Raw genomic sequence first — 23,939 nt, forward strand, 5'->3', positions numbered from 1 at the left:
CGCCCCCGGGGCGAACCCGCCGGTACCCGCGGGGGGCCTGCGGGCGGCCTACGGGCGCAGCACGGCCTACGGGCGCAGCAGGTCCGGGACGCCCTCGGCGTCCGGGAGGTCCGGGGGCGTGGCCACGACCGTCAGCCGCTGCGTCGCGCGGGTCAGCGCCACGTACAGCACCCGCAGGCCCGCGGGCGACTCGTCCGCCATCTCGGCCGGCGAGAGCACCACCGTCGCGTCGTACTCCAGGCCCTTGGCCTCCAGGCTGCCCAGCACCACCACGCGCTCCCCCAGCTCCGCCAGCCTGCCGCGGGCCTCGTCGCGGCGGCCCATCGGCACCACCACGCCCACCGTGCCGTCCACGTCCGCCAGCAGCCGCCCGACCTCCGCGCGCACCGTGCCGTACGGATCCGCCCCCGCGACCGCGAACTCCGGCACCACCCCGGTCGAACGCACCGCCTCCGGCGGCTCGGTGCCGGGCATCGCCAGCGCCAGGACCTTGGCGGCGACGTCGGCGATCTCCGCCGGGTTGCGGTAGTTGACGGTCAGCGTGAAGCGGCGCCGCGGGCGGGTGCCCAGCGCCTCCGTACGCGCGGCGGCGGCCTCCTCCGGGTCCGGCCACGAGCTCTGCGCCGGATCGCCGACGACCGTCCACGTCGCGTGCCGGCCGCGGCGGCCCACCATCCGCCACTGCATCGGCGTCAGGTCCTGCGCCTCGTCGACGATGACGTGCGCGTACTCCTGCCGCTCCGGGTCCCGCCGGCGCGCGGCGGGCGCGGTGCGCTCCCCGTACGTCGTCAGCTCCTCCAGGCCCGTCAACTGCTCCAGCGGGTCCAGCTCCCGCTGCCTGGCCGGCTTCGCGGGCGCGCCGAGGAGCACCTGCAACTCGTCGAGCAGCGCCACGTCGTGCACGGTCAGTCCGTCGCGGGCCAGCGAGCGGGCGACGCCGCGGACCTCGGCGGGGTTCAGCACGCGCCGTGCGAAGCCCGCGAGCCGCCGCTCGTCGGCGAGCGCCGCGAGCACGCCGCGCGGCGTCAGCTCCGGCCACCAGGCGTCGAGGAAGGCGAGGAAGTCGTCCTCGGTGGAGATGTCCTCGTCGAACGCCGCCCGCGCCTCCGCGGCCAGCTCCGGGTCGTCGTAGCGCGGCCGGGCACCGGACTTCTGCCAGAGCGCGTCGAGCAGGAACCGGCGGGCCCTGGCCCGCAGCAGGTTCACCGGCGCCGTACCGCCGAGCACCGCCTGCCGTACGCGCCGCAGCTCCCGCGCGTCCAGCTCCACCCGGGCGCCGAACGCCACCACCCGCAGCCGCTGCGGCACCTCGCCCAGCGTCAGCGCCCCGCGGGCCGCCCGGCGCAGCACCTTCACCATCCGCGCCGAGCCCTTGACCCGGGCTGTCCTCGGCTCGTCGTACAGCGTCACTGCCTCGTCGTCGATACCCTCCACGAGGGAGCCCACCGCCCTGATCGCGACCTGCCCCTCCTCGCCCAGCGACGGCAGCACGCCCTCGGTGTACGCCACGAGCAGCGGCGTCGGGCTGACGACCAGGATGCCGCCGGCGTAGCGGCGCCGGTCCTGGTACAGCAGGTACGCGGCGCGGTGCAGCGCCACCGCCGTCTTGCCGGTGCCGGGGCCGCCCTCGACCTCCGTGACGGAGGCGGCGGGCGCGCGGATGACGGTGTCCTGCTCGGCCTGGATGGAGGAGACGATGTCGCGCATCGCGTGCGTACGGGCCCGGCCCAGCGCCGCCATCAGCGCCCCGTCGCCGACCACCGGCAGCGCCGCGCCGGCCAGCGTCACCGACAGCTCGGGCCGCAGCAGGTCGTCCTCGACGCCGAGCACCCGGCGGCCCTTGGAGCGGATCACCCGCCGGCGCACCACCCGGCCGGGGGCGACGGGGGTGGCGCGGTAGAAGGGCGCGGCGGCGGGGGCGCGCCAGTCGATGACCAGCGGGGCGTAGTCGGCGTCGAGGACGCCGAGGCGGCCGATGTGCAGGGTCTCGGCGATCCGGGCGCGCTGCTCGCCGCCGTCGCCGTCGGTGGCCACGGCGTCGGCGGCGGGCTCGACGGAGGTGTACGCGCCGTCGGGGCCGCGGACGCCGTCCTTGCCGGGCAGGAGGTCGATGCGGCCGAAGAGGAAGTCCTCGAACTCGCTGTTCAGCCGGTTGAGATGGACGCCGGCGCGGAAGACCTGCGCGTCGCGCTCGGCGAGTGCGCCGGGCGTGCCGACCTGGCCGCGCTTGGCGGCGTCGCTCATGAGGAACTCCGCCTCGTGGATCTTCTCCTCAAGGCGGTCGTACACGCGGTCCAGATGGTCCTGCTCGGCCTGGACCTCGCGCTCCCGGACGGAGTCCGGGGCGGTGTCCGGGGCGGTGATGTGCGCGGTCAACCGCGGCCCCCTTCGTACGGACAAGGCAGCCGTCAATCCTACCTCTCGTGTCGCGGGGGGCGGAGGTCAGCCCAGGTCGGCGCGGGTGTGGGGGGGTGGGGCAGGGAGCCGGTGCGCGGCGGACCGGGTACGCGCCCGGTCCGTACCCGGTCCGCCGCCGCGGCGGCTTCGTCAGCGGGTCTGCGCCGGGACCACCAGCAGGCGGTCGCCCTCCGACGACACCACCTCGAAGTAGTCGATGTCGTCCGGCGACATGCTCGTCCCGCCGGACGTCTGCAGGCTGCTCCCGGTGCCCTCGCCGCTGGCACCCGCGTTTCTGCGGGTCCCGGCCCCGTAGCCGTCGGCCGGCACCCCCCAGCTCGTCACCGTCTCGTGCGCCCCGTCCGTGCCCACGGCCTGGAGGTCGCAGCGCCGCGGCCCCGTCACCCCGCGCAGATCGAGGTCCACGCTCGTGCCCCAGGTCACCGCGCGCATGCTGATCCTGGCCTCCACGCCCGTCTCCGGGTCGGCGGCCCTGACCTCCTGCCCCGCGACGTCCTCGCGCCGCTGCTCCGCCGCCGGCTCGTCCCCGGCCAGCACCACGGCCGTCACCACCGGCGCCGCGACCGCCACCACGGCCGCCGCCACCACCGCGGCGACCAGCCGCCGGCGCTCCAGCCGCTGCCGGGCCCGTACCGCGGTCAGCTCCGTCAGCAGCCGCTCAAGACCGCCCGGCGGCGGCTCCTCGGGCGGCGGCACGTCGGCCAGCATGTGCGCGACCGGCACCAGCTCCGCCAGCGCGGCGGCGCACCGCTCGCACCCGGCGAGGTGCTCCTCGAACCGCTCCGCCTCGTCCTGTTCCAGCGCGCCGATCGCGTACGCCCCGACGTCCGGATGCTGTTCCTCACTCACGGCCCCACTCCCCGTTCCTCCAGGGACAACCGCAGCGAGCGCAGCGCGTAGAACACCCGCGAGCGCACCGTCCCCGCCGGTACGCCCAGCACCTCGGCCGCCTCGTTCGCCGTCCGGCCCTTGAAGTATGTCTCCACGAGGGCGGCGCGGTGGGCCGGCGTCAGGTCGGCGAGCGCGTCGGAGATCGTCATCAGCCGCAGCACCCGGTCGGTGTCGTCGGCTGCCGGGACGCTCTCCAGCGGCGCGGGATCCGTCTCGCGCGGGCGCGCCTGCCGGCTGCGGTGCCCGTCGATCACTATCCGGCGGGCCACGGTGACCAGCCACGGCCGGACGGATCCGTCGGCAGCGGCCAGCTCGTCGGCGTGCCGCCAGGCGCGCAGCAGCGTCTCCTGGACGACGTCCTCCGCCCGATGCCGGTCGCCGGCGACCAGGCGCAGCACGAAGCCGAAGAGCGGTCCCGCGTGCTCGCGGTAGAGGACCCGCATCAACTCCTCGTCGGGAGTCGGCTTCGAGCGCTGCGCTGCCATCACGGCATCGTCCCGCATTCCTCACCTCCCGGGGCAGGAGTACGGGAATCGGCGCCGCGTCGTTCAACACGCGGGCCTCACGGGGATGTTACGGGGCACTACGACTGGGTTTCGGCGTATTTGTCGTCCGTGGGTGGGTCCAGGGACAGCCGGTAGCCGCGCTTGACGACGGTCTGGATGAGCTTCGGCACGCCCAGCGCCGTACGCAGCCGGGTCATCGCCGTCTCCACCGCGTGCTCGTCGCTGCCCGCGCCCGGCAGCGCGCGCAGCAGCTCGGCGCGGGAGACGACCCACCCCGGCCGGTGCGCCAGGGCGCGCAGCAGCGACATCCCGGCCGGCGGCACAGGGCGCAGCACCCCGTCGATGATCACGGCGTGGCCCCGGATCTCCATGCGGCGGCCGGCGACCGGCAGCGTCCGTACCCGGCCGGGGAGTTCGACGGCGACGAGCTGGACGAGCGGCCCGAGGCGGTAGCGCTCCGGCTGGGCGGTCGGCACGTCGTGCCGCTCCAGCGGCAGCGCGGTGAGCGGCCCGACGCAGGCGGGCAGCACGTCGTGGCGCAGGGCGTCCAGGACCTCGTCGCGGCAGTGCCGCGCATGAGCCCGGTCCAGGAAGCTCGCGGCGGCCGGGGCACTGGTGAACGTCACCGCGTCGACCGCCCGGCTGGTGACCGCGTCCAGCAGCCGGTCCAGCGGCGCCAGGTCCTCGGGCGGCATCCACCGGTACACCGGCGTCACGATGACCTCCGCCCCCGCGGCCCGTAGCGACTCCACGAACCCCGGCAGCGGCTGGCCATGCTGCTGGAGCGCCACCCGCCGCCCCTCGACGCCCTCGGCGAGCAGCCGCTCCAGCACTTCCGCCATCGACTCCGACGCCGGCGACCACGACTCGGTCAGCCCCGCCGCCCGGATCGCGCCCCGCACCTTCGGCCCGCGCGCCAGCAGTTCGACGCCGCCGAGACTGCCGAGCAGCGCCTCGCCGAGGCCCCAGCCGCTGGCGGCCTCGACCCAGCCGCGGAAGCCGATGGCGGTGGTGGCGACGACGACGTCCGGCGGGTCCTCGATGAGCGCCTTCGTGGTGTTCAGCAGCTCGTCGTCGTCGTGCAGGGGCACGATCCGCAGCGCGGGCGCGCGGTACACGATCGCGCCGCGCCGCGACAGCAGCGTGCTCAACTCGTCCGCCCTGCGGGCGGCCGTGATTCCGACGGAGAAGCCCTCCAGGGGTTTGACCTCGGCGGGTACGGTCATGGTTCGCTGCTCCCCGGTCGGTGCCGTTCGTGCCGTGCTGTGCTGGGCCGTGCTGTTTACAGTGCTGCGTTCACACCCCCGCGTACGCGGGCTGCCGCGGCTGGCCGTCCTCTCCGCCGGCGCGCACCGCGGGCGTGCGCGGCCCGCGCAGGTACACGACCCACGTCACCACGAAGCACACAGCGTAGAAGACGAGGAAGGCGACGCAGGCGGCTGTGCCGTTGCCGTTGGCGAGGAACGACTGCCGGAACGCGAGGTTGATGCCGAGCCCGCCGAGCGCGCCGACCGCCCCGATGAGCCCGATCGCGGCCCCGGACAGCCTCCTGGCGTACGCGTTGGCCTGCTCGCCGCGCAGCCCCATGGCCACCGCTTTGGCCTGGTAGATGCCGGGGATCATCTTGTACGTGGAGCCGTTGCCGAGCCCGGTGAAGAGGAACAGCGCGACGAAGCCCACGAGATACACGGGCAGCGACTCGCGTACGGACGCGAAGACGACGACGCCCGTCGCGGCGGCCATCGCGGCGAAGTTCCACAGCGTGATCCGCGCCCCGCCGTACCGGTCGGCCAGCCACCCGCCGACCGGCCGGATCACCGAGCCGAGCAGCGGGCCGATGAACGTCACGGCCGCGGCCTGGAGCGGGGTGCGGTCGAACTGGGTCTGGAGCACGAGCCCGAAGGCGAAGCTGTAGCCGATGAACGAGCCGAAGGTGCCCACGTACAGGAAGGACATGATCCACGTGTGCGCGTCCCTGACGGACTCCTTCGCCGCGCCGGTGTCGTTCCGTACGGGCGCGAGGTTGTCCATCCGCAGCCAGGCGAGCGTGGCGGCGACGAGGATCAGCGGCATGTACACCGCCAGCAGCACCCGCGGCCGGCCGTCCCCGGCGACGGCTATGACGAGCAGCGCGACGAGCTGGATGACGGGCACGCCGACGTTGCCGCCGCCCGCGTTGAGGCCGAGGGCCCAGCCCTTGCGGTGGAGCGGGAAGAAGGCGTTGATGTTCGTCATCGACGAGGCGAAGTTCCCCCCGCCGACCCCGGCGAGCGCGGCGACCAGCAAGAAAGTGCCATACGACGTCCCCGGCTCCATCACGGCGAACGCGGCGGCGGTCGGCAGCAGGAGCAGCAGCGCGCTGAACACGGTCCAGTTGCGCCCGCCGAAGCGGGCGACGGCGAAGGTGTACGGCACCCGCACGCAGGCGCCGACGAGGGTGGCGACGGAGACGAGGAAGAACTTCCCGGCGGCGTCGATGCCGTACTCGTCGCCCATGAAGAGGACGAGGACCGAGAAGAGGGTCCAGATGGAAAAGCCGATGTGCTCGGAGAAGACGGAGTAGAGGAGATTGCGGTTGGCGGTCTTCTCCCCCTTCTCCGCCCAGAACGCCTCGTCCTCGGGATCCCACTCCTCGATCCAGCGCTTCCCCCTGCGCGCGGTCTGCCCGGAGCCGGTCATCGCAGCGTCCCTGCCCTTCGTCGGCGGGCCGCCGCCCGCGGTGGGGCGGCGGATCTGGTTCAGGGGGACCGTAGGAACGACGGGTTTCCACCCTGTGTTGACAAGTGACGCACACGCAACCTTGCCCTCACTCAAGGCAGACTCGACGGGTGAGGGAGCGCGGGTCGCGGGCGCGGGGCCAGGGGTTTCGGGGGTTCACGGGGGTGTAACAGGGGGATGGCGGAGGGCCGGAGGGGCGCGGATGCACCAGGCCGTCGGGGGCCCGGGCGAGGTGGCCCGGCGACCGGGCGGTCGGGGGCCCGTTCGAGGGGGAGACGGCCGGTGCCGAGGGAAGGCCAACCGACCGGGTGACGGGGGCGTTCAGGCGGTCTTCTCCGGGCGGGGCGGGGGTACGGTCCTGAGTGTCCGTGCGCCGTACACGTCGGAATGTGCGCCGTACAGGTCAGAACTGGAGCCGGCATGTCCCACCCTGCTGACGAGCGGAGCCGGGCCCCCGCCAGCACGGCACCACCGACGCTGCGGGGACGCCCCGTGACCGCCGACGACGAGCCCCGCCGGCTCCCCCCGGTAGCGGAGGAGCTGCCGCCCCGCCCCGAGCCGCTCAGCGACCCCCCGGCGTGCGCAAGCCTCGGGGATGCCCCGGACTGGCGCGGCTACCCACCCGGCGCCCCCGGCCCTCCCGCTTGACCTCCCACCCCGCCTGACCACCCGCCCCGGCGGGTGCTCCGTCCCCGGTGACACCGCCGCCGGGCCGGTGGGGCCGGGGGTCAGGGGTGGGCGTAGAGGACCCGGTCCGCTTCTGGGAGCCAGGCGCCCTCCGGGCGGTGGAGCCAGCCGTGGGCGCGGGCCAGGTCCCGGGCCGCCTTGCGCAGTGCGCTCAGGCCCGGGTGGGTCAGGCCCCGGCGCCAGGTCAGGGAGACCGGGGACAGCGGGACCGGGTCCGTCAGGGGGCGCAGGGTCATGGCGGGGATGTCCGCGAACTCCGTGGTGGCCAGCACCGACCAGCCGTGTTTGTGGACCAGCCGGACGAACTCCTCCTCGCCGTCGATCTCCGGGAACGGCGCCGCGAGGCGGACGCCGTGGGCGGTGAGGAGTTCGCGGGCCAGGTCCGTCCACTCCGCCGTCGCCGCGTTGCCGTCGGCCGCGTACAGGGTCTCCCCCGCCAGCGCCGCCAGCGGCACCGCCGCGCGGGCCGCCAGCGGGTGGGCCGACGGCAGCAGCACCGCCATCGGCTCCAGCCGGACCAGCTCGTGCCGCAGGCCCGCCCGCGTCCCCGGGGCCAGGCCCGCCACCCGGCCGAACGACACGTCGAGGCGCCCCGCGGCGATCTCCGCCGCCGCGCCGGTCAGCCCGCTGTGGAAGCGGGCCACCAGCTCCAGGTCGGGCGCCGCGGCGCGGGCCGCGTCCAGGACCCGCTGCCCGGTGCTGTAGCGGGCGCTGACGTCGACGAGCAGCGGGCGGGTCCGCGGGTCCGCGGCGCCGGCCAGGTCGTCGTACGCGGCGAGCACCCGGTGGGCGTACGGCAGCAGCCGCTCGCCCTCCGCGGTCAGCCGCACCTGGCGGGTGGTGCGGACGAACAGCTCCGCGCCCAGCTCGCGTTCGAGCCTGCGGATGTCGCGGCTCAGCGCCTGCTGCGCGACGTACAGGCGGGCGGCGGCGCGGGTGAAGTGCAGGGTCTCGGCGACGGCCGCGAAGGCGCGCAGCAGCCGCGGCTCGACGTCCCGGGGGGCGGTGGGCATCCGGCCATTTCACAACGTACGCGCGTGAATGGCCAGCGATCAGGTGTTGGACCCCCGCGGCTACCTGCCGCCAGCCTTTCCCGCATGTCCCCCCTGCGCCCGCCGCGCCCACGGCACCCGCCACGCCTGCGGCGCCTGCGGCCCCCGCTGTGCCCGCTCGCCGCCGCCCTCGGCCCGTACCGCCGGCTCTTCGCCGTCCCCGGCGCCCGCGCCTTCACCGCGGGCAACCTCGTCGCCCGGCTGCCCATGGGCATGTTCTCCGTCAGCGCCGTCATCATGATCGCCGAGCGCTACGGCTCGTACGCCCTCGCCGGCGCCGTCCCCGCCGCCGGGCTCGCCGCCACCGCCGTCGTCGGCCCGCTCACCGCCCGGCTCATCGACCGGCGCGGCCAGGCCCGTATCGCCGTGCCCGCGGCGGCGGTCGCCGTGCTCGGCTCGCTGACGCTCGCGCTCTGCGTCCACCTGCGCGCCCCGGCGTGGACGCTCTTCGCCGCCTACGTCCTGACGGCCACCACCCCCAACACCGGCGGCATGTCCCGCGCCCGCTGGGCCCACGCCTTCCGCGGCCCGGGACCCGAGACCCCCGACAACGCAGCCGCTCTGCACACCGCCAACTCCTTCGAGCAGGCCGCCGACGAACTGTGCTTCATGACCGGCCCCGTCCTCGCCGCCCTGCTCTGCACCACCGCCTTCCCCGAGGCGGGCACGGTGACCGGTGCCGTACTGCTGATGGGCGGGATCCTCCTGTTCGCCGCCCAGCGCACCACCGAGCCCCCGCCCCGGCCCCGCGCGCCGGGCGAGCGGAGCCGGTCGCCGCTGCGGCGGCCCGGGTTCCCGCCGCTGCTGGCGGCGTTCGGCTGCGCGGGGGCGGTGTTCGGGTCGATGGAGGTGGTCACGATCGCGTACGCGGACCACCTCGGCCGGCAGGCCGCGGCCGGCGGCATCCTCGCGCTGCTGGCCGCCGGTTCGTGCCTCGCGGGCCTGGTCTACGGCACGCGACAGCCCGCGGGGGCCGCGGGGGTCACGGCTACCGCCGAGACCACCGAGACCACCGAAGCCCGGAGTGCCACGGTCACCGGCGAAGCCGCGAAGCCGCCCCGCACGGAACCCGCGCCCCCGGCGCCCCCCGCGGCTCCACCGGCCCCCGCCGCTCCCGAACTCCGCTTCCTCCGCTGCGTCGCCGCCATGGCCGCCCTCATGCCGCTCCCCCTCCTCGCCGCCGCCACCGGCCGTCTCCCCCTCCTCGCCCTCGCCCTCCTCGTCGCCGGCATGGCCACCGCCCCGACAATGATCACCGGCATGTCCCTCGTCCAGTCCCGCACCCCCGCCGGCCGCCTCAACGAGGGCATGACCCTCGCCGTCACCGCCCTCCTCGCCGGCATCGCCGCCGGTTCCGCCACCGGCGGCTGGGCGGCGGGCGGCTGGGCCGCCGGAGCCCCCGCCGCCGCATACGCCGTCCCCCTCACCGCCGCCGTGGCGGCGGCCCTTGCCGGCCACGGCGCAGCGCCCTCGGGGGCGGCCACGCTGGGGACGCTGGCGTAGGCGACGCGCATCCCGAGGGGATGCGTGCGCGTGGGCAAAACTCGGGCCGCGTGGGTGGTTTGTCCGTGTTTGACTTGGGGGTTACCCAGAGTTTGTCCCCGTCGCGTGCACACGACCGACGATCTGCTGCCGGAAGCCGGTGCCCCGGCAGGTCGTCCAGCAGGCGTTGTCCGGCTGCGGCCGGCCGCATCGCCGCTGCTGCCCGGCTTCGTCTCCGGCAGCAACGGCCGCAGGGGGCGGGAAGATTCCGTACGGCCGCAGGGCCGCGGGGCGCGTCAGTTCGCGTACGGCGATCGGCTCACCTGATTTCCGCCAAGGAAGCCCGGGGCTTCAGTCCCAGGAGGAATTTGCTCCTTGGAGCGGAGCCGCGCAGCGGCGGAGTTCTCTTCGTTGTGTCTGAACGGCTGATCTGCCTTGTTCGGTCGTACTAGTGTGTTTTGCGTGAGAGATTGTCGCGCAGGTGAAATTGCTGCCTGTGTCCGCTCTCAAGCGCATCCGCCGCCGCGAATCCCGGCACGCGGCGAACACCAACCACATCATCGCCAAGCGAATCGTTGCCACCGCTGAACGCACCTCTCGTGGCGTCGCCCTGGAAGACCTTGGCGGCATCCGGCAGAGGGTCACGGCCAGGAAAGGCCAGCGGGCACGACTGCACTCCTGGGCCTTCGCCCAACTCGGCGCGTTCGTCGAGTACAAAGCACGACGGGCAGGCGTGCCCGTGGTCCACGTGGACCCGCGCAACACCTCCCGCCAGTGCTCCGAGTGCTGGCACACCCACCGAACCAACCGAGTGGATCAAGCACGGTTCGTGTGCCGGTCCTGCGGGATCGTTCTGCACGCGGACCAATGGGGGCACCTCCCATGCCCTTAAGGCTACGGGGGAGGCTCCCGCAACATCGCCCACCAGGCCGATGCTGCGTGGCAGCGGGGCGCAGTCAACCGCCCCAGTACGGCATAGCCGTACCGGACGCAGGGGACCACGCCGCAACCAGCCGCGCCCCACCTGCAATCAACGCCCCTCCGACCGAGCCAACAAACTCGGTCCTTCAGGGCCGGGAAGTTGACGGGGGAGAGCTACTGCGCGGAGATCACCGTGCACCCGGACGGCCGGACGGTGTACGTGTCCAACCGCGGGCACGACAGCATCGCCCGGTGCTGGTGGCGAACCAGAACAGCCACGACGTGGTGTCGTTCCGCGTCACCGGCTCCGGCGCCCTGCGCCCCACCGGCGCCACCGCCGCCGTACCGAGCCCGGCGTGCGTGGCCTTCGGGGGCCCACTGCCGAAGTGACGTCCGCGGTTCGGCTGGAATGACATCGGAGTGACGCCCACACGAGGCGGGAGTGAGGCGCGGCATGCCTCCGGCGCACGGCCGGAGTGACGCGCGCCGCGCGCGACACGGCGACGAGGGGGCGGTGGCGGCGGGCAGCCCGCCCCCTTCGGTGCCGTTCGCCGAAACAATTCGTCAACACCATTGACATATCGGCGGACCCTCCCTACGTTCCTCCGTCGAAGCGCTTCGACACCTCTCATCGAAACGATTCGACGAGAACGACTCTCCCGGAGGCAGTTGGATGTTGAAGGCACGGAGAAGGGCGCGCCTGCTGGCTGCCGCCCTGGCGGGAACCCTGTCGCTGAGCGCGCTGGCCGCGTGCGGCGATTCCGACGGCGGCGGGTCGGGTGACGGAAAGACCCTCCGGCTCTGGCATTACGAGGGCCCGGACAGCGCCATGGGCAAGGCCTGGGCGGAGGCGATCGAGGAGTTCGAGGACAGCCACCCGGGGGTGAAGGTCGAGTTCGAGGAGAAGGGCTTCGAGCAGATCCAGAAGACCGCCCCCCAGGTCCTCAACTCCGACAAGGCGCCCGACCTCATGGAGTACAACAAGGGCAACGCCACCACCGGCCAGCTCTCCCGCCAGGGCCTGCTGACCGACCTCACCGCGGAGGCGGAGAAGCGCGGCTGGACCGACGCGGTCCCGCCGACCGTCGCCACCACCAGCCAGTACGACGAGAGCGGCGTCATGGGCTCCGGCGCCTGGTACGGCATCCCCAACTACGCCGAGTACACGATGGTCTACTTCAACAAGGACCTCTTCAAGGAGCACGGCGTCGAGGTCCCGACGACGTTCGCGGAACTGGAGGACGCGCTCGCGACGTTCAAGGACGCCGGCATCACCCCGTTCGCCAACGCCGGCGCCGAGTACATGGCGCAGCAGTACCTCTACCAGCTCGCGCTGAGCCAGGCCGACAAGGCGTGGGTCGACTCCTTCCAGATGGAGGGCGAGACCGACTTCTCCGACGCGGCCTGGACGTACGCCGCCGAGACCTTCGCCGACTGGGTCGACAAGGGCTATATCGCCGAGAGCTCCTCCGGCACCAAGGCCGAGGACGCCGGCGTCTCGTTCATCCAGGGCAAGCACCCGATGCTCTTCTCCGGAAGCTGGTGGTTCGGCCGCTTCCAGGCAGAGATCAAGAAGTTCGACTGGGACACCTTCCTGTGGCCCGGCAGCGACCTGACCCTCGGCTCCGGCGGCAACCTGTGGGTCGTCCCGGAGGGCGCCGACAACAAGGAGCTGGCGTACGACTTCATCGACATCACGATGAAGAAGGGCATCCAGAACATCCTGGGCGACAACGGCGGCGTCCCCGTCGCGGCCGACGCCGCCGCGATCACCGACCCGCAGTCCAAGGCCCTCATCGAGGACTACACGGCCCTCGCCGGGAACGACGGCCTCGCCTACTACCCCGACTGGCCGGCCAACGGCTTCTACGACTCGATGACCTCCGAGACGCAGAAGCTCCTCACCGGCAGCGCCGAGCCGGGAGACATACTGGAGTCGCTCCAGGCCGAGTACGACGAGAACGTGCTGCAGGAATGACGGCCGTCGTCTCCAAGGACGCGGCTCGCCCCGCCGGCGGGAGCGGAACCCCCTCCCGCCGGCGGTGGCGCACACGTCGCGGCCGTACGCACCGGACGTCCACCGAGGGTTCGTACGCGCTCTATCTGCTGCCCGGCGGGCTGGCGTTCCTGATCGTCATCATCGTGCCGTTCGTGATGAACACCGGGATCAGCTTCACCGACTGGAGCGGTGTCGGCACACCCGAGTTCACCGGGCTGGAGAACTACGACCGGCTCCTCGGCGACGACGACTTCTGGGAGTCGTTCCGGCACAGCCTGGCGATGGTCGCGGCGATGGCGCTGGTGCCGACCGCGCTCGGGCTGGTGCTGGCCTCGGCGCTCTTCGACTTCGTCGGCAAGCACGCGAGCAGCCGCTGGGTGGCGGCCCTGCGCGCCTGCTTCTACCTGCCGCAGGTGCTGCCGATCGCGGTCGCCGGCATCGTGTGGAGCTGGATCCTGGCGCCGGAGAGCGGCTCCCTGAACGAACTTCTGGGCGCCGTCGGGCTCGACGCGCTGCAGCAGGACTGGCTGGGCGACCCGGACTGGGCGCTGTACAGCGTGATGGCCGTGATGGTGTGGGTGCAGATCGGCTTCCCGCTGGTGATCTTCATGTCCGGGCTGCAGCGCGTCGACCCGGCGCTGCACGAGGCGGCGGAGCTGGACGGCGCCGGCTGGTGGCGGCGGTTCTGGCACGTGACGCTGCCGCAACTGCGGCCGGAGATCGCGGTGGTGCTGCTGTGGTGCACGATCGCGGCGCTGAAGGTCTTCGGCATGGTGTACGTCCTCACCGGCGGCGGCCCGGGCGGGGCGACGAACGTCCCGTCGTACTTCGCGTACCAGAACTTCTTCGAGAACTTCCAGGCCGGCTACGGCGCCGCGATCTCCACCGTCCTCACGGTGCTGATCCTGGTGCTGGCGGTCGTCGCCCTGAAGCTGCAGACGCGGGCGGAGGACGAGAACAGATGAGCCCGGTCAAGAAGTATCCCGTGCTCGTGGCGCTGGTGCTGGGCGCGGCGTTCATGGTGCTGCCGTTCCTCATCGTGCTGATGAACGCGGTCAAGACGCCGGAGGAGTACTCCAGCGACGGGCCGCTCAGCATGCCCGACGGCGTGTACCTCGACGGCCTCGTGGACTTCTGGGAGCGGGTCGACTTCGGCCAGAAGCTGTGGAACTCGGTGCTGATCTCCGGTTCGGTGGCGGTGCTCGCGGTGGTGCTGTCGGTGCTGAGCGCTTACGCCATCGGCATCGGCCGGATCCGGGGGCGGCCGTACGTGCTCGCGTTCTTCGTGCTGGCGAACATGCTGCCGCAGGAGGCGCTGGTCTACCCGGTCTACTACCTGTCGAAGGAGTTCGGTCTCTACGACACCCGGCTGAGCGTCGTGATCGTCTTCACCGTCGTGCAGTCCGCCTTCGGCACGTACCTGCTGTCCTCGGTGCTCGGCGGCTTCCCGCGCGAGGTGATCGAGGCGGCGCGGATCGACGGGGCGACCAAGTGGCAGGTGCTGTGGCGGGTGGTGGTGCCCGTCAGCCGGCCGACGATCGGCGTGCTGATGGTGCTGTTCTTCATCTGGACGTGGAACGAGTTCCTGCTGCCGCTGGTCATGCTCGTTTCCGACGACAACCAGACCGTGTCCGTCGCCCTCGGCGTGCTGCAGGGCCAGCGCGACATGGACGCCACGATGACCAACGCCGCCGCCCTGCTGGGCGTGCTGCCGGCGATCGCGTTCTTCCTGATCTTCCAGCGAACCCTGACCCGCGGCATCGCCGTGGGCGCGGTCAAGTGATCTCCAACTGACCCCGAGAGGCAACGAATGAAGTTCACCGACGGCTACTGGATGCTGCGCTCGGGTGTCCGCGCGGCGTACCCCGTGGAGGTGCTCGACGTCACCGCCGGGGACGGCACGCTGGACGTCCACGCGCCTACCCAGCCCATCCGGCACCGCGGCGATCTGCTGAAGGGCCCGGTCATGACGGTCTCCTGCCACTCCCCCATGCCCGACGTGATCGGCGTGACGCTCACCCACTTCGACGGCGAGACGGATCCCGGCCCCCGCTTCCACCTCGCGGAGTCCGCACCGCACGCGCAGGTCAGCTACGACGACGACCACGCCCTGCTCACCGCCGGCAGCCTCGCCGTGCGGGTGGCACGCGGCGGGCCGTGGCAACTGGACTTCCTCACCGCCGACGGGCTGAAGCCGCTGACGTCGTCGGGGCCCAAGGGCATGGGGATCATGGAGACCGACACCCCCGGCGGCCCGCCCCGGCACTATCTGCGCGAGCAGCTCGGGCTCACCGTCGGCACCCATGTCTACGGGCTCGGCGAGCGCTTCGGGCCGCTGGTGAAGAACGGCCAGGTCGTGGACATCTGGAACGCCGACGGCGGCACGGCCACCGAGCAGGCGTACAAGAACGTGCCGTTCTACCTCACCGACGCCGGCTACGGCGTCTTCGTCGACCACCCCGGGCGGGTGTCGCTGGAGGTCGCTTCCGAAGCGGTGTCGCGGGTGCAGTTCAGCGTCGAGGCGCAGGAGCTGACGTACTACGTCATCCACGGGCCGACGCCGAAGGAGATCCTGCGCAAGTACACGGCGCTGACCGGCCGGCCCGCGCTGCCGCCCGCCTGGTCGTTCGGCCTGTGGCTGTCGACGTCGTTCACCACCTCCTACGACGAGGAGACCGTCACCTCCTTCATCGACGGGATGGCCGAGCGCGACCTGCCGCTGTCCGTCTTCCACTTCGACTGCTTCTGGATGCGCGAGTTCCACTGGTGCGACTTCGAGTGGGACCCGCGGGTCTTCCCCGACCCGGCGGGCATGCTGCGCCGGCTGAAGGAGCGGGGCCTGAAGATCTGCGTGTGGATCAACCCGTACATCGCGCAGCGCTCCCCGCTGTTCGCCGAGGGCCGCGACGCCGGCTATCTGCTGCGCAGGCCGGACGGCTCGGTGTGGCAGTGGGACCTGTGGCAGCCGGGGATGGCGCTGGTGGACTTCACCAACCCGGACGCGCGCGCCTGGTACGCCGGCAAGCTCGCGGCGCTGCTCGACATGGGCGTGGACTGCTTCAAGACCGACTTCGGCGAGCGGGTGCCCACCGACGTCGCGTACTTCGACGGCTCCGACCCGGAGCGGATGCACAACTACTACACGTACCTCTACAACGAGACGGTCTTCGACGTGCTGAAGAAGCACCGCGGCGAGGGCGAGGCGGTGGTCTTTGCGCGGTCGGCGACGGCCGGGAGCCAGCAGTTCCCGGTGCACTGGGGCGGGGACTGCGAGTCGACGTACGAGGCGATGGCCGAGTCGCTGCGCGGCGGTCTGTCGCTGGGGATGTCGGGCTTCGGCTACTGGAGCCACGACATCGGCGGCTTCGAGGGCACGCCGTCCCCGGCGCTGTTCAAGCGGTGGATCGCCTTCGGGCTGCTGTCGTCGCACAGCCGGCTGCACGGCTCGTCGTCGTACCGGGTGCCGTGGCTCTTCGACGAGGAGGCCGTGGACGTGCTGCGCGTGTTCACGAAGCTGAAGCTGCGGCTGATGCCGTATCTGGACGCGGTGGCGCGCGAGGCGCACGAGTCGGGTGTGCCGATGATGCGGCCGATGGCGCTGGAGTTCCCGGACGACCCGGCGTGCACGCATCTGGAGCGGCAGTACATGCTCGGGCCCGACCTGCTGGTGGCGCCGGTGTTCAGCGACGGGGGCGAGGTGTCGTACTACGTGCCGGAGGGCACGTGGACGCATCTGCTGAGCGGCGAGGAGGTGCGGGGGCCGCGGTGGGTGCGGGAGCGCCACGGGTTCGCGAGCGCGCCGGTGCTGGTGCGGCCGGGCGCGGTGCTGCCGGTGGGCTCGGTCGACGACCGGCCGGACTACGACTACGCGGACGGGGTGACGCTGCGGGTGTACGGGCCGCGGCCGGGGCAGCGGGTGGCGGTGCCGGTCGGGGGGACGACGTTCACGGTCGTCTGCGAGGGCGGCACGGTGCGGGCGTCGGCGGGCGGCGCCGCCGGCAACGCCGCCGGCGCCGGGAAACCGTGGGCGCTGGAGGTCGTGGGCGGCCCCACGGTGCGCGCGGAGGCGGGCCGCGGAGTCGTCGTCGCGGAGCTGGGCTAGGGTCCGGCTGTCCGGCATGCCGCACGTCCGGCCCGTCGAGCAGGGGGAGTTGATGGTCAAGATCACCGATGTGGCCCGGCACGCCGGGGTGTCGCCGAGCACCGTCTCGTACGCGCTCAGCGGCAAGCGCCCGATCTCCGAGGAGACCCGGCAGCGCATCGAGGCCAGCATCCGCGAGCTCGGCTACCGCCCGCACGCCGGCGCCCGCGCGCTCGCGAGCAGCCGGTCCAACGTGCTGGCGCTGGTCATCCCGTTCCGCAGCGGGATCCACGTGCCGGTCGTCATGCAGTTCGCGGTCTCGGTGGTGACGACGGCCCGGCAGCACGACCACGACGTGCTGCTGCTCACCCAGGAGGAGGGCGAGGAGGGGCTCTCGCGGGTGGCGGACACGGCGCTGGTCGACGCGCTCATCGTCATGGACGTGCAACTGCACGACGCCCGGCTGCCGCTGCTGCGGACGCTGGACCGGCCCTCGGTGCTCATCGGCTTCCCCGCCGAGCCGGCCGGACTGACCTGCATCGACCTGGACTTCGCGGCGGCCGGCGGGGCGTGCGTGACGCATCTGGCGGAGCTGGGCCACCGGTGCGTGGCCCTCGTCGGCTCGCCGCCGGAGGTCTACCTGCGCGAGACGGGGTTCGCGCAGCGCGTCACGTACGGCTTCACCGCGGCGGCCGACGAGCGCGGGCTGACGTCGACCGTGCACCCCTGCGAGGCGACCCCGGCGGCGGCGCAGGCGATGGCGGAGCAACTGCTGCGCGAGCACCCCGAGCTGACCGGGGTGGTGGTGCACAACGAGCCGGTGGTGCAGCCGCTGATCGAGGCGTTCCGGCGGCTCGGGCTGCGGGTGCCGGAGGACCTGTCGGTCGTGGCGATCTGCCCGGACGAGCTGGCCGATCAGGCGCCGCTGCCGATCTCGTCGGTGGCGGTGCCGTCGGCGGAGATCGGCACGCGGGCGGTGGAGCTGCTGATGCGCAAGCTCGGCCAACTGGACGTGCCGGAGTCCACGCTGCTGCCGCCGCGGCTGACCCGGCGGGCGACGACGGCGCCGCGGGCCGGCTGAGGGCGGGAGCCCCGGGCGGCGGGCACATGCCTCGCGTAACGGAGAACGGAGCAATCCATCTCGTAGTCGAAGCGATTCGACTAGATCGTTCGACAAGATCAGAAGGAGTCGCGCACGTGAAACGCAGATCAATCCTCGCCGTCCCGCTGGCCCTCCCGCTGGCCGGCCCTCTCGCCACCGCGCTCGCCGGCAACGCCGCCGCCGCGCCACGAGGCCCGGCTGCCTCAGCCGCCGCCGGCAAGGTCCGCGAACTGCTGGCCGAACTCACCCTCGACGAGAAGATATCGCTGCTCCACCAGTGGCAGCCCGCCATCCCCCGGCTGGGGATGAAGGCGTTCCGCACCGGCACCGAGGCGCTGCACGGCCTCGCCTGGCTCGGCCCCGCCACCGTCTTCCCGCAGGCCATCGGCCTGGCCTCCACCTGGGACCCGGAGCTGGTCCGCGAGGTCGGCGACGCCGTCGGCGACGAGGTGCGCGGTCTGCAGCACGAGCGCCCCGCCGGCTGGGGCCTGAACGTGTGGGCACCGACGGTCAACCTGCTGCGCGATCCGCGCTGGGGCCGCAACGAGGAGGGCTACTCCGAGGACCCGTACCTGACCGGCGTGATCTCCACGGCGTACGCGGGCGGGATGTCCGGCGGCGACCCCGACAACCTCAAGACGGCCCCGCTCGTCAAGCACTACCTCGCCAACAACAACGAGGTCCGGCGCGACCAGACCTCCTCCGACCTGCGCCCGCGGGTGCTGAAGGAGTACGAGGAGCCGGCGTACCGGGCGGCGATCTCCGCCGACGCCGCGTGCGGCGTCATGACCGCGTACAACCTCGTCAACGGACGCCCCTGCACGGTCACCGACCTCAACGCCTCGGTACGCACCTGGACCGACCGCGCCCTGCTCAACGTCACCGACGCCTGGGCGCCCAACAACCTCCCGGCCACCGGCTCCCAGAAGTACTTCGACACCCTCGCCGAGGCCGACGCCGCCATCCTCAAGGCCGGCGTCGACAGCTTCACCACCGACGACGCCAACGGCAAACCGACCGCCGACGCCGTCAAGGAGGCGCTGGCGCAGGGCATGCTCACCGAGTCGGACATCGACACCGCCGTCGGGCACATCCTCGACGTCCGCGCCCGCCTCGGCGACTTCGACGAGGACGGCGGCCCGTACGGGCACATCGACAAGTCCGTCATCAACAGCCCGAAGCACCAGAAGCTCGCCCGCAGGACCGCCGCCGAGGCGATCGTGCTGCTGAAGAACGACAGCGGCGCACTGCCGCTGAACGCGAAGGCGCTGCGGAAGGTCGCCGTCGTCGGCCCGCTGTCCGACACCCTCTACGCCGACTGGTACTCCGGCGAGCTGCCGTACGCGGTGACGCCGCTCAAGGGCATCACCGACCGGCTCGGCTCCGGCGTGGAGGTCACCGGCGGCGAGGGCGTCGACCGGATCGCGCTGAAGAACGCCGACAGCGGCGCGTACGTCAGTGCCGGCGGCGGCGCGGAGGGGGCGGCGCTGGCGGAGGGCGCCACCGAGGCGGGCGAGACGGAGCAGTTCGACGTCTTCGGCTGGGGCCAGGGCGTGGTCACGCTGCGGGCCGTCGCCAACGGCAAGGTCGTCGGCATGCGCGACCCGGACGGCTCCGGTCCCGAGGAGCACCTCTTCTTCAACGACCAGGACCAGCCCAACGGCTGGTTCGTCTCCCAGCTGTTCAAGCTCGAAGAGCAGGACGACGGCACCTTCCTGCTGCGCTACGCGGGCTACGAGAACTGGTTCGGCGACGAGGTGTACCTCGGGGCCCGTGACGACGGCAGGCTGCACCGCACCACCGCGGCGAACGCGAGCCGCTACGAGCGGGAAGTGGTGCGCGTCGGCACCGAGGAGGCGGTGGCGGCCGTGCGGGACGCGGACACCGCGATCGTGGTGGTCGGCTCCATGCCCTTCATCAACTCCCGCGAGACCGATGACCGCGAGGACATGGGGCTCGCGGAGAGCCAGGCCGAGCTGGTGCGGGCGGTCCTGGCCGCCAACCCGGACACCGTCGTCGTGGTGGAGAACAGCTACCCCACCACCCTGGCCTGGGAGCAGGACAACGTCCCGGCCCTGCTGTGGACCACGCACGCGGGCCAGGAGACCGGCAACGCGCTGGCGGACGTCCTCTTCGGCGACGCCAATCCGTCCGGCAAGCTGACGCAGACCTGGTACCGGTCGGCGGACGACCTGCCGTCGCTCCTGGAGTACGACAACATCAAGCACGAGCGCACGTACCAGTACTTCACCGGCGACGTGCTCTACCCCTTCGGGCACGGCCTGTCGTACACCTCCTTCGGCTACGGCCGCCCCCGCGTCGTGGGCGACGGCGTCGAGGTGGCCGTCACCAACACCGGCCGGCGGGCCGGCGCCGAGGTCGTCCAGCTCTACACGCGGCAGCGCAGCTCGCGGGTGAAGCAGCCGCTGAAGAAGCTGCAGGCGTTCGCGAAGGTGTCGCTGAAACCGGGCGAGACGCGGACGGTGACGCTGCCGCTGGAGCGCGACGCGCTGGCGCACTGGGACGTCACCCGGGAGCGCTGGGTGGTGGAGCGCAGCACGTACGACGTGCTGGTCGGCTCGTCGTCCGGCGACATCCGCGGCCGTACGGCGCTGAAGGTCGACGGCGAGACGGTCCCGGCGCGCGATCTGACGCGCACGACGCGGGCGGAGAACTTCGACGACTACGACGGCGTGCGGCTGGTCGACGAGGCGAAGCCGCGGGGCACGGCGGTCGGCGCGGAGTCGGCGCGCGCATGGCTGCTGTTCGCGGACGCGGACCTGGGCCGCGGCGCGGGCGGGCTGACCGCCCGGGTGGCGAAGGAGTCGCCGGGCGCGGGCACGCTGGAGGTCCGCCTGGGCGCACCGGACGGCCGCCTCGCGGGCACGGCGCCGGTGCCGAGCACGGGTTCGCGGTACACGTACACGGAGGTCACCGCGGCGCTGAAGGGCGCCGCGAAGCGGCAGGACGTGTACCTGGTCCTGACCGGGGACGTGCGCCTGGCCACCTTCACCCTGCGCTGACCACCGGCGGCCGGGAGGGGAAGTCCGCGGCGGGCGGGAGGACGGCCGCCCGCCGCGGACGCCGGGGCCGGCGCCGCCGTGCCGAGGCACGGCGGCCGGCGGCGCCAGAGCACCGGAGGGTGCCGGAGGGTGCCGGAGGGTGCCGGAGGGCCCGGGGGCGTCCCCCGGGACCTGCCCGGAGCCCGTCAGCCCCCCCGAGACGGCGATGGACTGGAACTCGCGGAGCACCTTCTCCGGCGCCGAGTTCTGGCTGACGGCGTTGCCCAGGTCGTTGCCCATCACCCCGAGCAGCTCGGCCCAGACCGGCCGCGTGGTGGGGTCGAACCGGGCCCGGCCGGTCATCCCCACGTACCGCCCGATCTCCGGGTCGTCCTTGAGCACGTCGACCGCCGACTGCGTCGTCGGCAGCAGGCCCTCGGTCTTCAGGTACGGCACGTAGTTCTGGGGCCGGTAGAAGAAGCTGAGGAAGTCGCGGATCAGGTCGCGGCTGCCGGACTTCCTGAACGCCATCAGGTAGTCCTGGATCCCGTGCGCGACGGGCTCGGCGCCGTGGCTGACCGGGTGGACGGCGAGCCCGTAGTCGACGTCGCCCTCCTCGATGAGGTCCAGGAACGCCCGTGCGCCGAAGGCGCCGTAGACCATCGCGGCCTTGCCCTGGGCGAACAGCGGCCAGGTGCCGTCGGGGCGGTTGGTCTGGCCGGGGTTGGGCTGGGTGCAGCCGCGTTTGCTGAGGTCCTGGAGGAAGCCGAGGGTCTCGACGTTGCGCGCACTGTCGATGGCCCACTTGCGGGGGCACCCTCCCCCCACCCCGTACCCGAGTCAGCACACGGCCGGAAGGCGCCGCGCTCCTGACGCGGCAAAAGTCGGCCTTCAGGCCCTGGAATGGGCCGAAACAGGGGCTGTTACCCCGAGTTACGGCCAGATTCGTCCGCCCGGAACACGACAAGCCCGCCGCCACGCCCCGTTCCGGGCCAGATCCCCGGGCGCAGGGGCCCCCTGTTCCGTACGGTCACCGGGAGGCCGGAGCACGATAGCGCCGTGCAAGGGGCCGGCGTTCGAGCAGGGCCCAATGCTCCAAACCCACGTCGAACCAGCGCGCCAACGACCAGGGCACCCCCGATTCCGACACCCCGGTACCGCAGCCCCGATACCGCACCGTCGGCCCCACGGGCCCCGTTCCGCGGGCCCTCGTTCCGAGAGCCGGGTTCTGCGGCCCCGTTTCCGAGGACCGGGTTCCGCCCATCGCTCCGGCGGCGAACGGAGCCGGGCCCAGCGGCGTTTGCCGGTCCCCCGGGCCGGGCCTGCCCCCCGCGGGCCGGGGTGCGCCCGATCGCGGAGACCGGCCCTCGCCGGCGGGGCGCCAGCCTGGCGCATGGCCAGCCCGGCGCGGCGGGCCCGGCCGGCGGACGGCCCCCGCGGCGCGCGGCGGGTGGCTCGGCGCCGTCGCGGCCGGGCGGGTCGGGGTGGGAAACCGGCGTCGGGTGGGGCCGGCCGTAGCGGCGCCCGCTGACGGCGGCGTAACTCCGCGACGGGCAGCACGCGTAGCGGATGCCCCCGGGCGCCGGGGGCGGCGTCGGGCGTACGGGTTGCGTACGCGTTCCCGTCTGCGTGGTGTTTGAGCATGGGGCCCCCTCGCCTGCGGCGGCCTGCGAAGGCAACGCCGCCCCCCGGGGGCAGGCGACCGACCGCCCGACACCACCCACCGCGCCGTCTTCCAGCTCTCCCGACGTCGGCACCCAAGGGCGACCACCTGCCCCACGACCCGCACCTCCTCCGCCGACCGGGGCACCGACGCCACGTCCGTGCTGTCCCGAGCGGAGAAAACTCGCCGCAACTCGCGGTAACACCCCCCGATCCAGCCCGAATCAGGCCCCCAGCGCCGACTTCCGCCACCCCCAGGCGCACCCACCCGCCCGTAGCACGTCACCCCACCGCCAGGCCGCCCGGAATGCGCGCGACCGGCACAAAGTCACGACCACTGGGCTGCCAAATCAGGGTAAATCACCCACGAGGGCCGAGTTTTGCCTCGCGAGGCGTGCGCGCCTGTCTCTGGCAGGCCGACTTCAGCCCCCACCCCTCAACCGCCCGCCCCCCACGCCCCGTTCCCCACCCACTCCGCCACCGTCTCCGCGAATGCCCGTACCCTCGCGTTCTCCCTGTCCTCCCGCCACACCAGACCCAGCGCCGAGTCCCCCACCCCCCTCACCGGCACATACGCCACATCCCCCCGCGGGTGGTGCTCCGACGTCGGCCGGCACAGCAGCATCACCCCCCTGTTCGCCGCCACCTGCGACAAGCCCTCCTGCAGCGTCCCCACCTCCGGGCCCCGCGGCACCGGTGTGCCCGCCGGGGTGTGCGGCGGGGCCTGGGCGGCACGCCAGTACCCCGGGGCCGGCGCGGTCACGCCGATCAGCGGTGTCGTGGCCAGGTCCTCCGCGTCCACCTCGCCGCGTGCCGCGAAGGGGTGCCGGCGGGAGGCCGCCACGTACTGCGGCTGGACGGAGAACACCGGGCCCAGCACCAGCGTCGGCTCCGCCACCGGCAGCAGCACCACCGCCGTGTCCACCTCGTCGCGGTTCAGCGCCCCGAAGGGGTCCGACAGCGGGAGTTCGGTGAGCCGCGTGGTGCAGCCCGGGTACCGCTTCTCGAACTCCCCGACCACGTCCATGAACCCGTCCCCCACCACCCCCTGGAACCCGATGCGCAGCGGCCCGCCGACCCCCAGCGCCGCCGCCCTGGCGTCGCCGACGGCCGCCCGCAGCGCCGCGTACGCCGGGCGGAGGGCGGCGAGGAAGTCCTCGCCTGGCGGGGTGAGCCGGACCCGGCGGCTGGTGCGGTCCACCAGGCGGGCGCCGATGCGGTGTTCCAGCGCGCGGATGAGCTGGCTGACCCGGCCCTGGGACACGTAGAGCCGTTCGCCGGTACGGCCGAAGTGCAGCTCCTCCGCCAAGATCAGGAAGCACTCCAGCTCGCGGATCTCCACCCCGCCCACCGGTCCCTGACCAGTGCTTGCCATGGTGTGCCGCCCCTCCGCGCGGCCCCGTCCCGCGCCGCCGTTC

16 protein-coding genes and 1 pseudogene are annotated in these 23,939 nt (G+C 73.1%); 10 read left to right on the top strand and 7 right to left on the bottom strand.

All coding sequences use genetic code 11. The features are described 5' to 3' along the window. Nucleotides 1-66 precede the first annotated feature (66 nt). The 6 genes from B124_RS02730 to B124_RS02755 form a co-directional block, all read right to left on the bottom strand. Nucleotides 67-2,376 carry a HelD family protein gene (locus B124_RS02730; protein WP_496500971.1) on the bottom strand — a complete coding sequence of 770 codons (2,310 nt, stop codon included), beginning with the start codon at nt 2,374-2,376 and terminating at the stop codon, nt 67-69. A gap of 171 nt (nt 2,377-2,547) precedes the next feature. After that, nucleotides 2,548-3,267, bottom strand: coding sequence for a zf-HC2 domain-containing protein (locus B124_RS02735; protein WP_496500972.1), 720 nt, complete (start codon nt 3,265-3,267; stop codon nt 2,548-2,550). Beyond that, nucleotides 3,264-3,812, bottom strand: coding sequence for a sigma-70 family RNA polymerase sigma factor (locus tag B124_RS02740; protein WP_496500973.1), 549 nt, complete (start codon nt 3,810-3,812; stop codon nt 3,264-3,266). Before B124_RS02740 ends, B124_RS02735 begins: the two co-directional genes overlap by 4 nt. An 80-nt stretch (nt 3,813-3,892) precedes the next feature. After that, nucleotides 3,893-5,041 (bottom strand): uroporphyrinogen-III synthase, encoded by a 1,149-nt coding sequence (locus tag B124_RS02745; RefSeq protein WP_496500974.1) that lies wholly within the window; start codon nt 5,039-5,041, stop codon nt 3,893-3,895. 70 nt (nt 5,042-5,111) lie between these two features. Further along, nucleotides 5,112-6,494 carry a nitrate/nitrite transporter gene (locus B124_RS02750; RefSeq protein ID WP_496500975.1) on the bottom strand — a complete coding sequence of 461 codons (1,383 nt, stop codon included), beginning with the start codon at nt 6,492-6,494 and terminating at the stop codon, nt 5,112-5,114. A gap of 767 nt (nt 6,495-7,261) precedes the next feature. After that, entirely contained in the window at nt 7,262-8,233 is a 972-nt protein-coding gene (locus B124_RS02755; RefSeq protein WP_496500976.1) for a LysR family transcriptional regulator, read from the bottom strand. A gap of 84 nt (nt 8,234-8,317) precedes the next feature. On the opposite strand from B124_RS02755, the gene B124_RS02760 reads away from it, so the two are divergent. From B124_RS02760 to B124_RS02805, 10 genes and pseudogenes are all read left to right on the top strand, one after another. Next, a complete protein-coding gene (locus B124_RS02760) occupies nt 8,318-9,775 on the top strand; it encodes an MFS transporter (protein WP_496500977.1) in 1,458 nt (485 codons plus the stop codon). 475 nt (nt 9,776-10,250) lie between these two features. Then, nucleotides 10,251-10,646 carry a zinc ribbon domain-containing protein gene (locus tag B124_RS02765; protein WP_496501034.1) on the top strand — a complete coding sequence of 132 codons (396 nt, stop codon included), beginning with the start codon at nt 10,251-10,253 and terminating at the stop codon, nt 10,644-10,646. Nucleotides 10,647-10,868: 222 nt separating this feature from the next. Continuing rightward, nucleotides 10,869-11,065: pseudogene (locus B124_RS02770) on the top strand (beta-propeller fold lactonase family protein). 283 nt (nt 11,066-11,348) lie between these two features. Continuing rightward, a complete protein-coding gene (locus B124_RS02775; RefSeq protein ID WP_496500978.1) occupies nt 11,349-12,653 on the top strand; it encodes an ABC transporter substrate-binding protein in 1,305 nt (434 codons plus the stop codon). Continuing rightward, the gene (locus B124_RS02780; RefSeq protein ID WP_496500979.1) at nt 12,650-13,639 is read left to right on the top strand and encodes a carbohydrate ABC transporter permease; all 990 of its coding nucleotides are present in this window, start codon (nt 12,650-12,652) and stop codon (nt 13,637-13,639) included. The genes B124_RS02775 and B124_RS02780 overlap by 4 nt, the downstream gene beginning before the upstream one ends. Next, entirely contained in the window at nt 13,636-14,457 is an 822-nt protein-coding gene (locus tag B124_RS02785) for a carbohydrate ABC transporter permease (RefSeq protein ID WP_496500980.1), read from the top strand. Before B124_RS02780 ends, B124_RS02785 begins: the two co-directional genes overlap by 4 nt. A gap of 27 nt (nt 14,458-14,484) precedes the next feature. After that, complete coding sequence (yicI, locus tag B124_RS02790; RefSeq protein WP_496500981.1) at nt 14,485-16,776, top strand: alpha-xylosidase; 2,292 nt, start codon at nt 14,485-14,487, stop codon at nt 16,774-16,776. A 52-nt stretch (nt 16,777-16,828) separates the two neighbouring features. Beyond that, entirely contained in the window at nt 16,829-17,836 is a 1,008-nt protein-coding gene (locus B124_RS02795; RefSeq protein WP_496501035.1) for a LacI family DNA-binding transcriptional regulator, read from the top strand. Nucleotides 17,837-17,952: 116 nt separating this feature from the next. After that, nucleotides 17,953-20,880: a glycoside hydrolase family 3 protein gene (locus B124_RS02800; RefSeq protein WP_496500982.1), complete on the top strand. Its 2,928-nt coding sequence runs from the start codon at nt 17,953-17,955 to the stop codon at nt 20,878-20,880. Between the two features lie 139 nt (nt 20,881-21,019). Further along, the gene (locus B124_RS02805; protein WP_496500983.1) at nt 21,020-21,319 is read left to right on the top strand and encodes a hypothetical protein; all 300 of its coding nucleotides are present in this window, start codon (nt 21,020-21,022) and stop codon (nt 21,317-21,319) included. A gap of 1,638 nt (nt 21,320-22,957) precedes the next feature. On the opposite strand, the gene B124_RS02810 is transcribed toward B124_RS02805, so the two are convergent. Then, a complete protein-coding gene (locus B124_RS02810) occupies nt 22,958-23,872 on the bottom strand; it encodes a LysR family transcriptional regulator (RefSeq protein WP_496501036.1) in 915 nt (304 codons plus the stop codon). Nucleotides 23,873-23,939 lie beyond the last annotated feature (67 nt).

The sequence above is a fragment of the Streptomyces sp. CNP082 genome (genome assembly GCF_059570535.1).

Bases quoted from the DNA above. Each gene is read 5' to 3' on its own strand.
- B124_RS02795 (WP_496501035.1), top strand. From the start codon at position 16,829: ATGGTCAAGATCACCGATGTGGCCCGGCACGCCGGGGTGTCGCCGAGC.
- B124_RS02750 (WP_496500975.1), bottom strand. From the start codon at position 6,494: ATGACCGGCTCCGGGCAGACCGCGCGCAGGGGGAAGCGCTGGATCGAG.
- B124_RS02775 (WP_496500978.1), top strand. From the start codon at position 11,349: ATGTTGAAGGCACGGAGAAGGGCGCGCCTGCTGGCTGCCGCCCTGGCG.
- B124_RS02780 (WP_496500979.1), top strand. From the start codon at position 12,650: ATGACGGCCGTCGTCTCCAAGGACGCGGCTCGCCCCGCCGGCGGGAGC.
- B124_RS02745 (WP_496500974.1), bottom strand. From the start codon at position 5,041: ATGACCGTACCCGCCGAGGTCAAACCCCTGGAGGGCTTCTCCGTCGGA.
- B124_RS02785 (WP_496500980.1), top strand. From the start codon at position 13,636: ATGAGCCCGGTCAAGAAGTATCCCGTGCTCGTGGCGCTGGTGCTGGGC.
- B124_RS02760 (WP_496500977.1), top strand. From the start codon at position 8,318: ATGTCCCCCCTGCGCCCGCCGCGCCCACGGCACCCGCCACGCCTGCGG.
- B124_RS02755 (WP_496500976.1), bottom strand. From the start codon at position 8,233: ATGCCCACCGCCCCCCGGGACGTCGAGCCGCGGCTGCTGCGCGCCTTC.
- B124_RS02740 (WP_496500973.1), bottom strand. From the start codon at position 3,812: ATGCGGGACGATGCCGTGATGGCAGCGCAGCGCTCGAAGCCGACTCCC.
- yicI (WP_496500981.1), top strand. From the start codon at position 14,485: ATGAAGTTCACCGACGGCTACTGGATGCTGCGCTCGGGTGTCCGCGCG.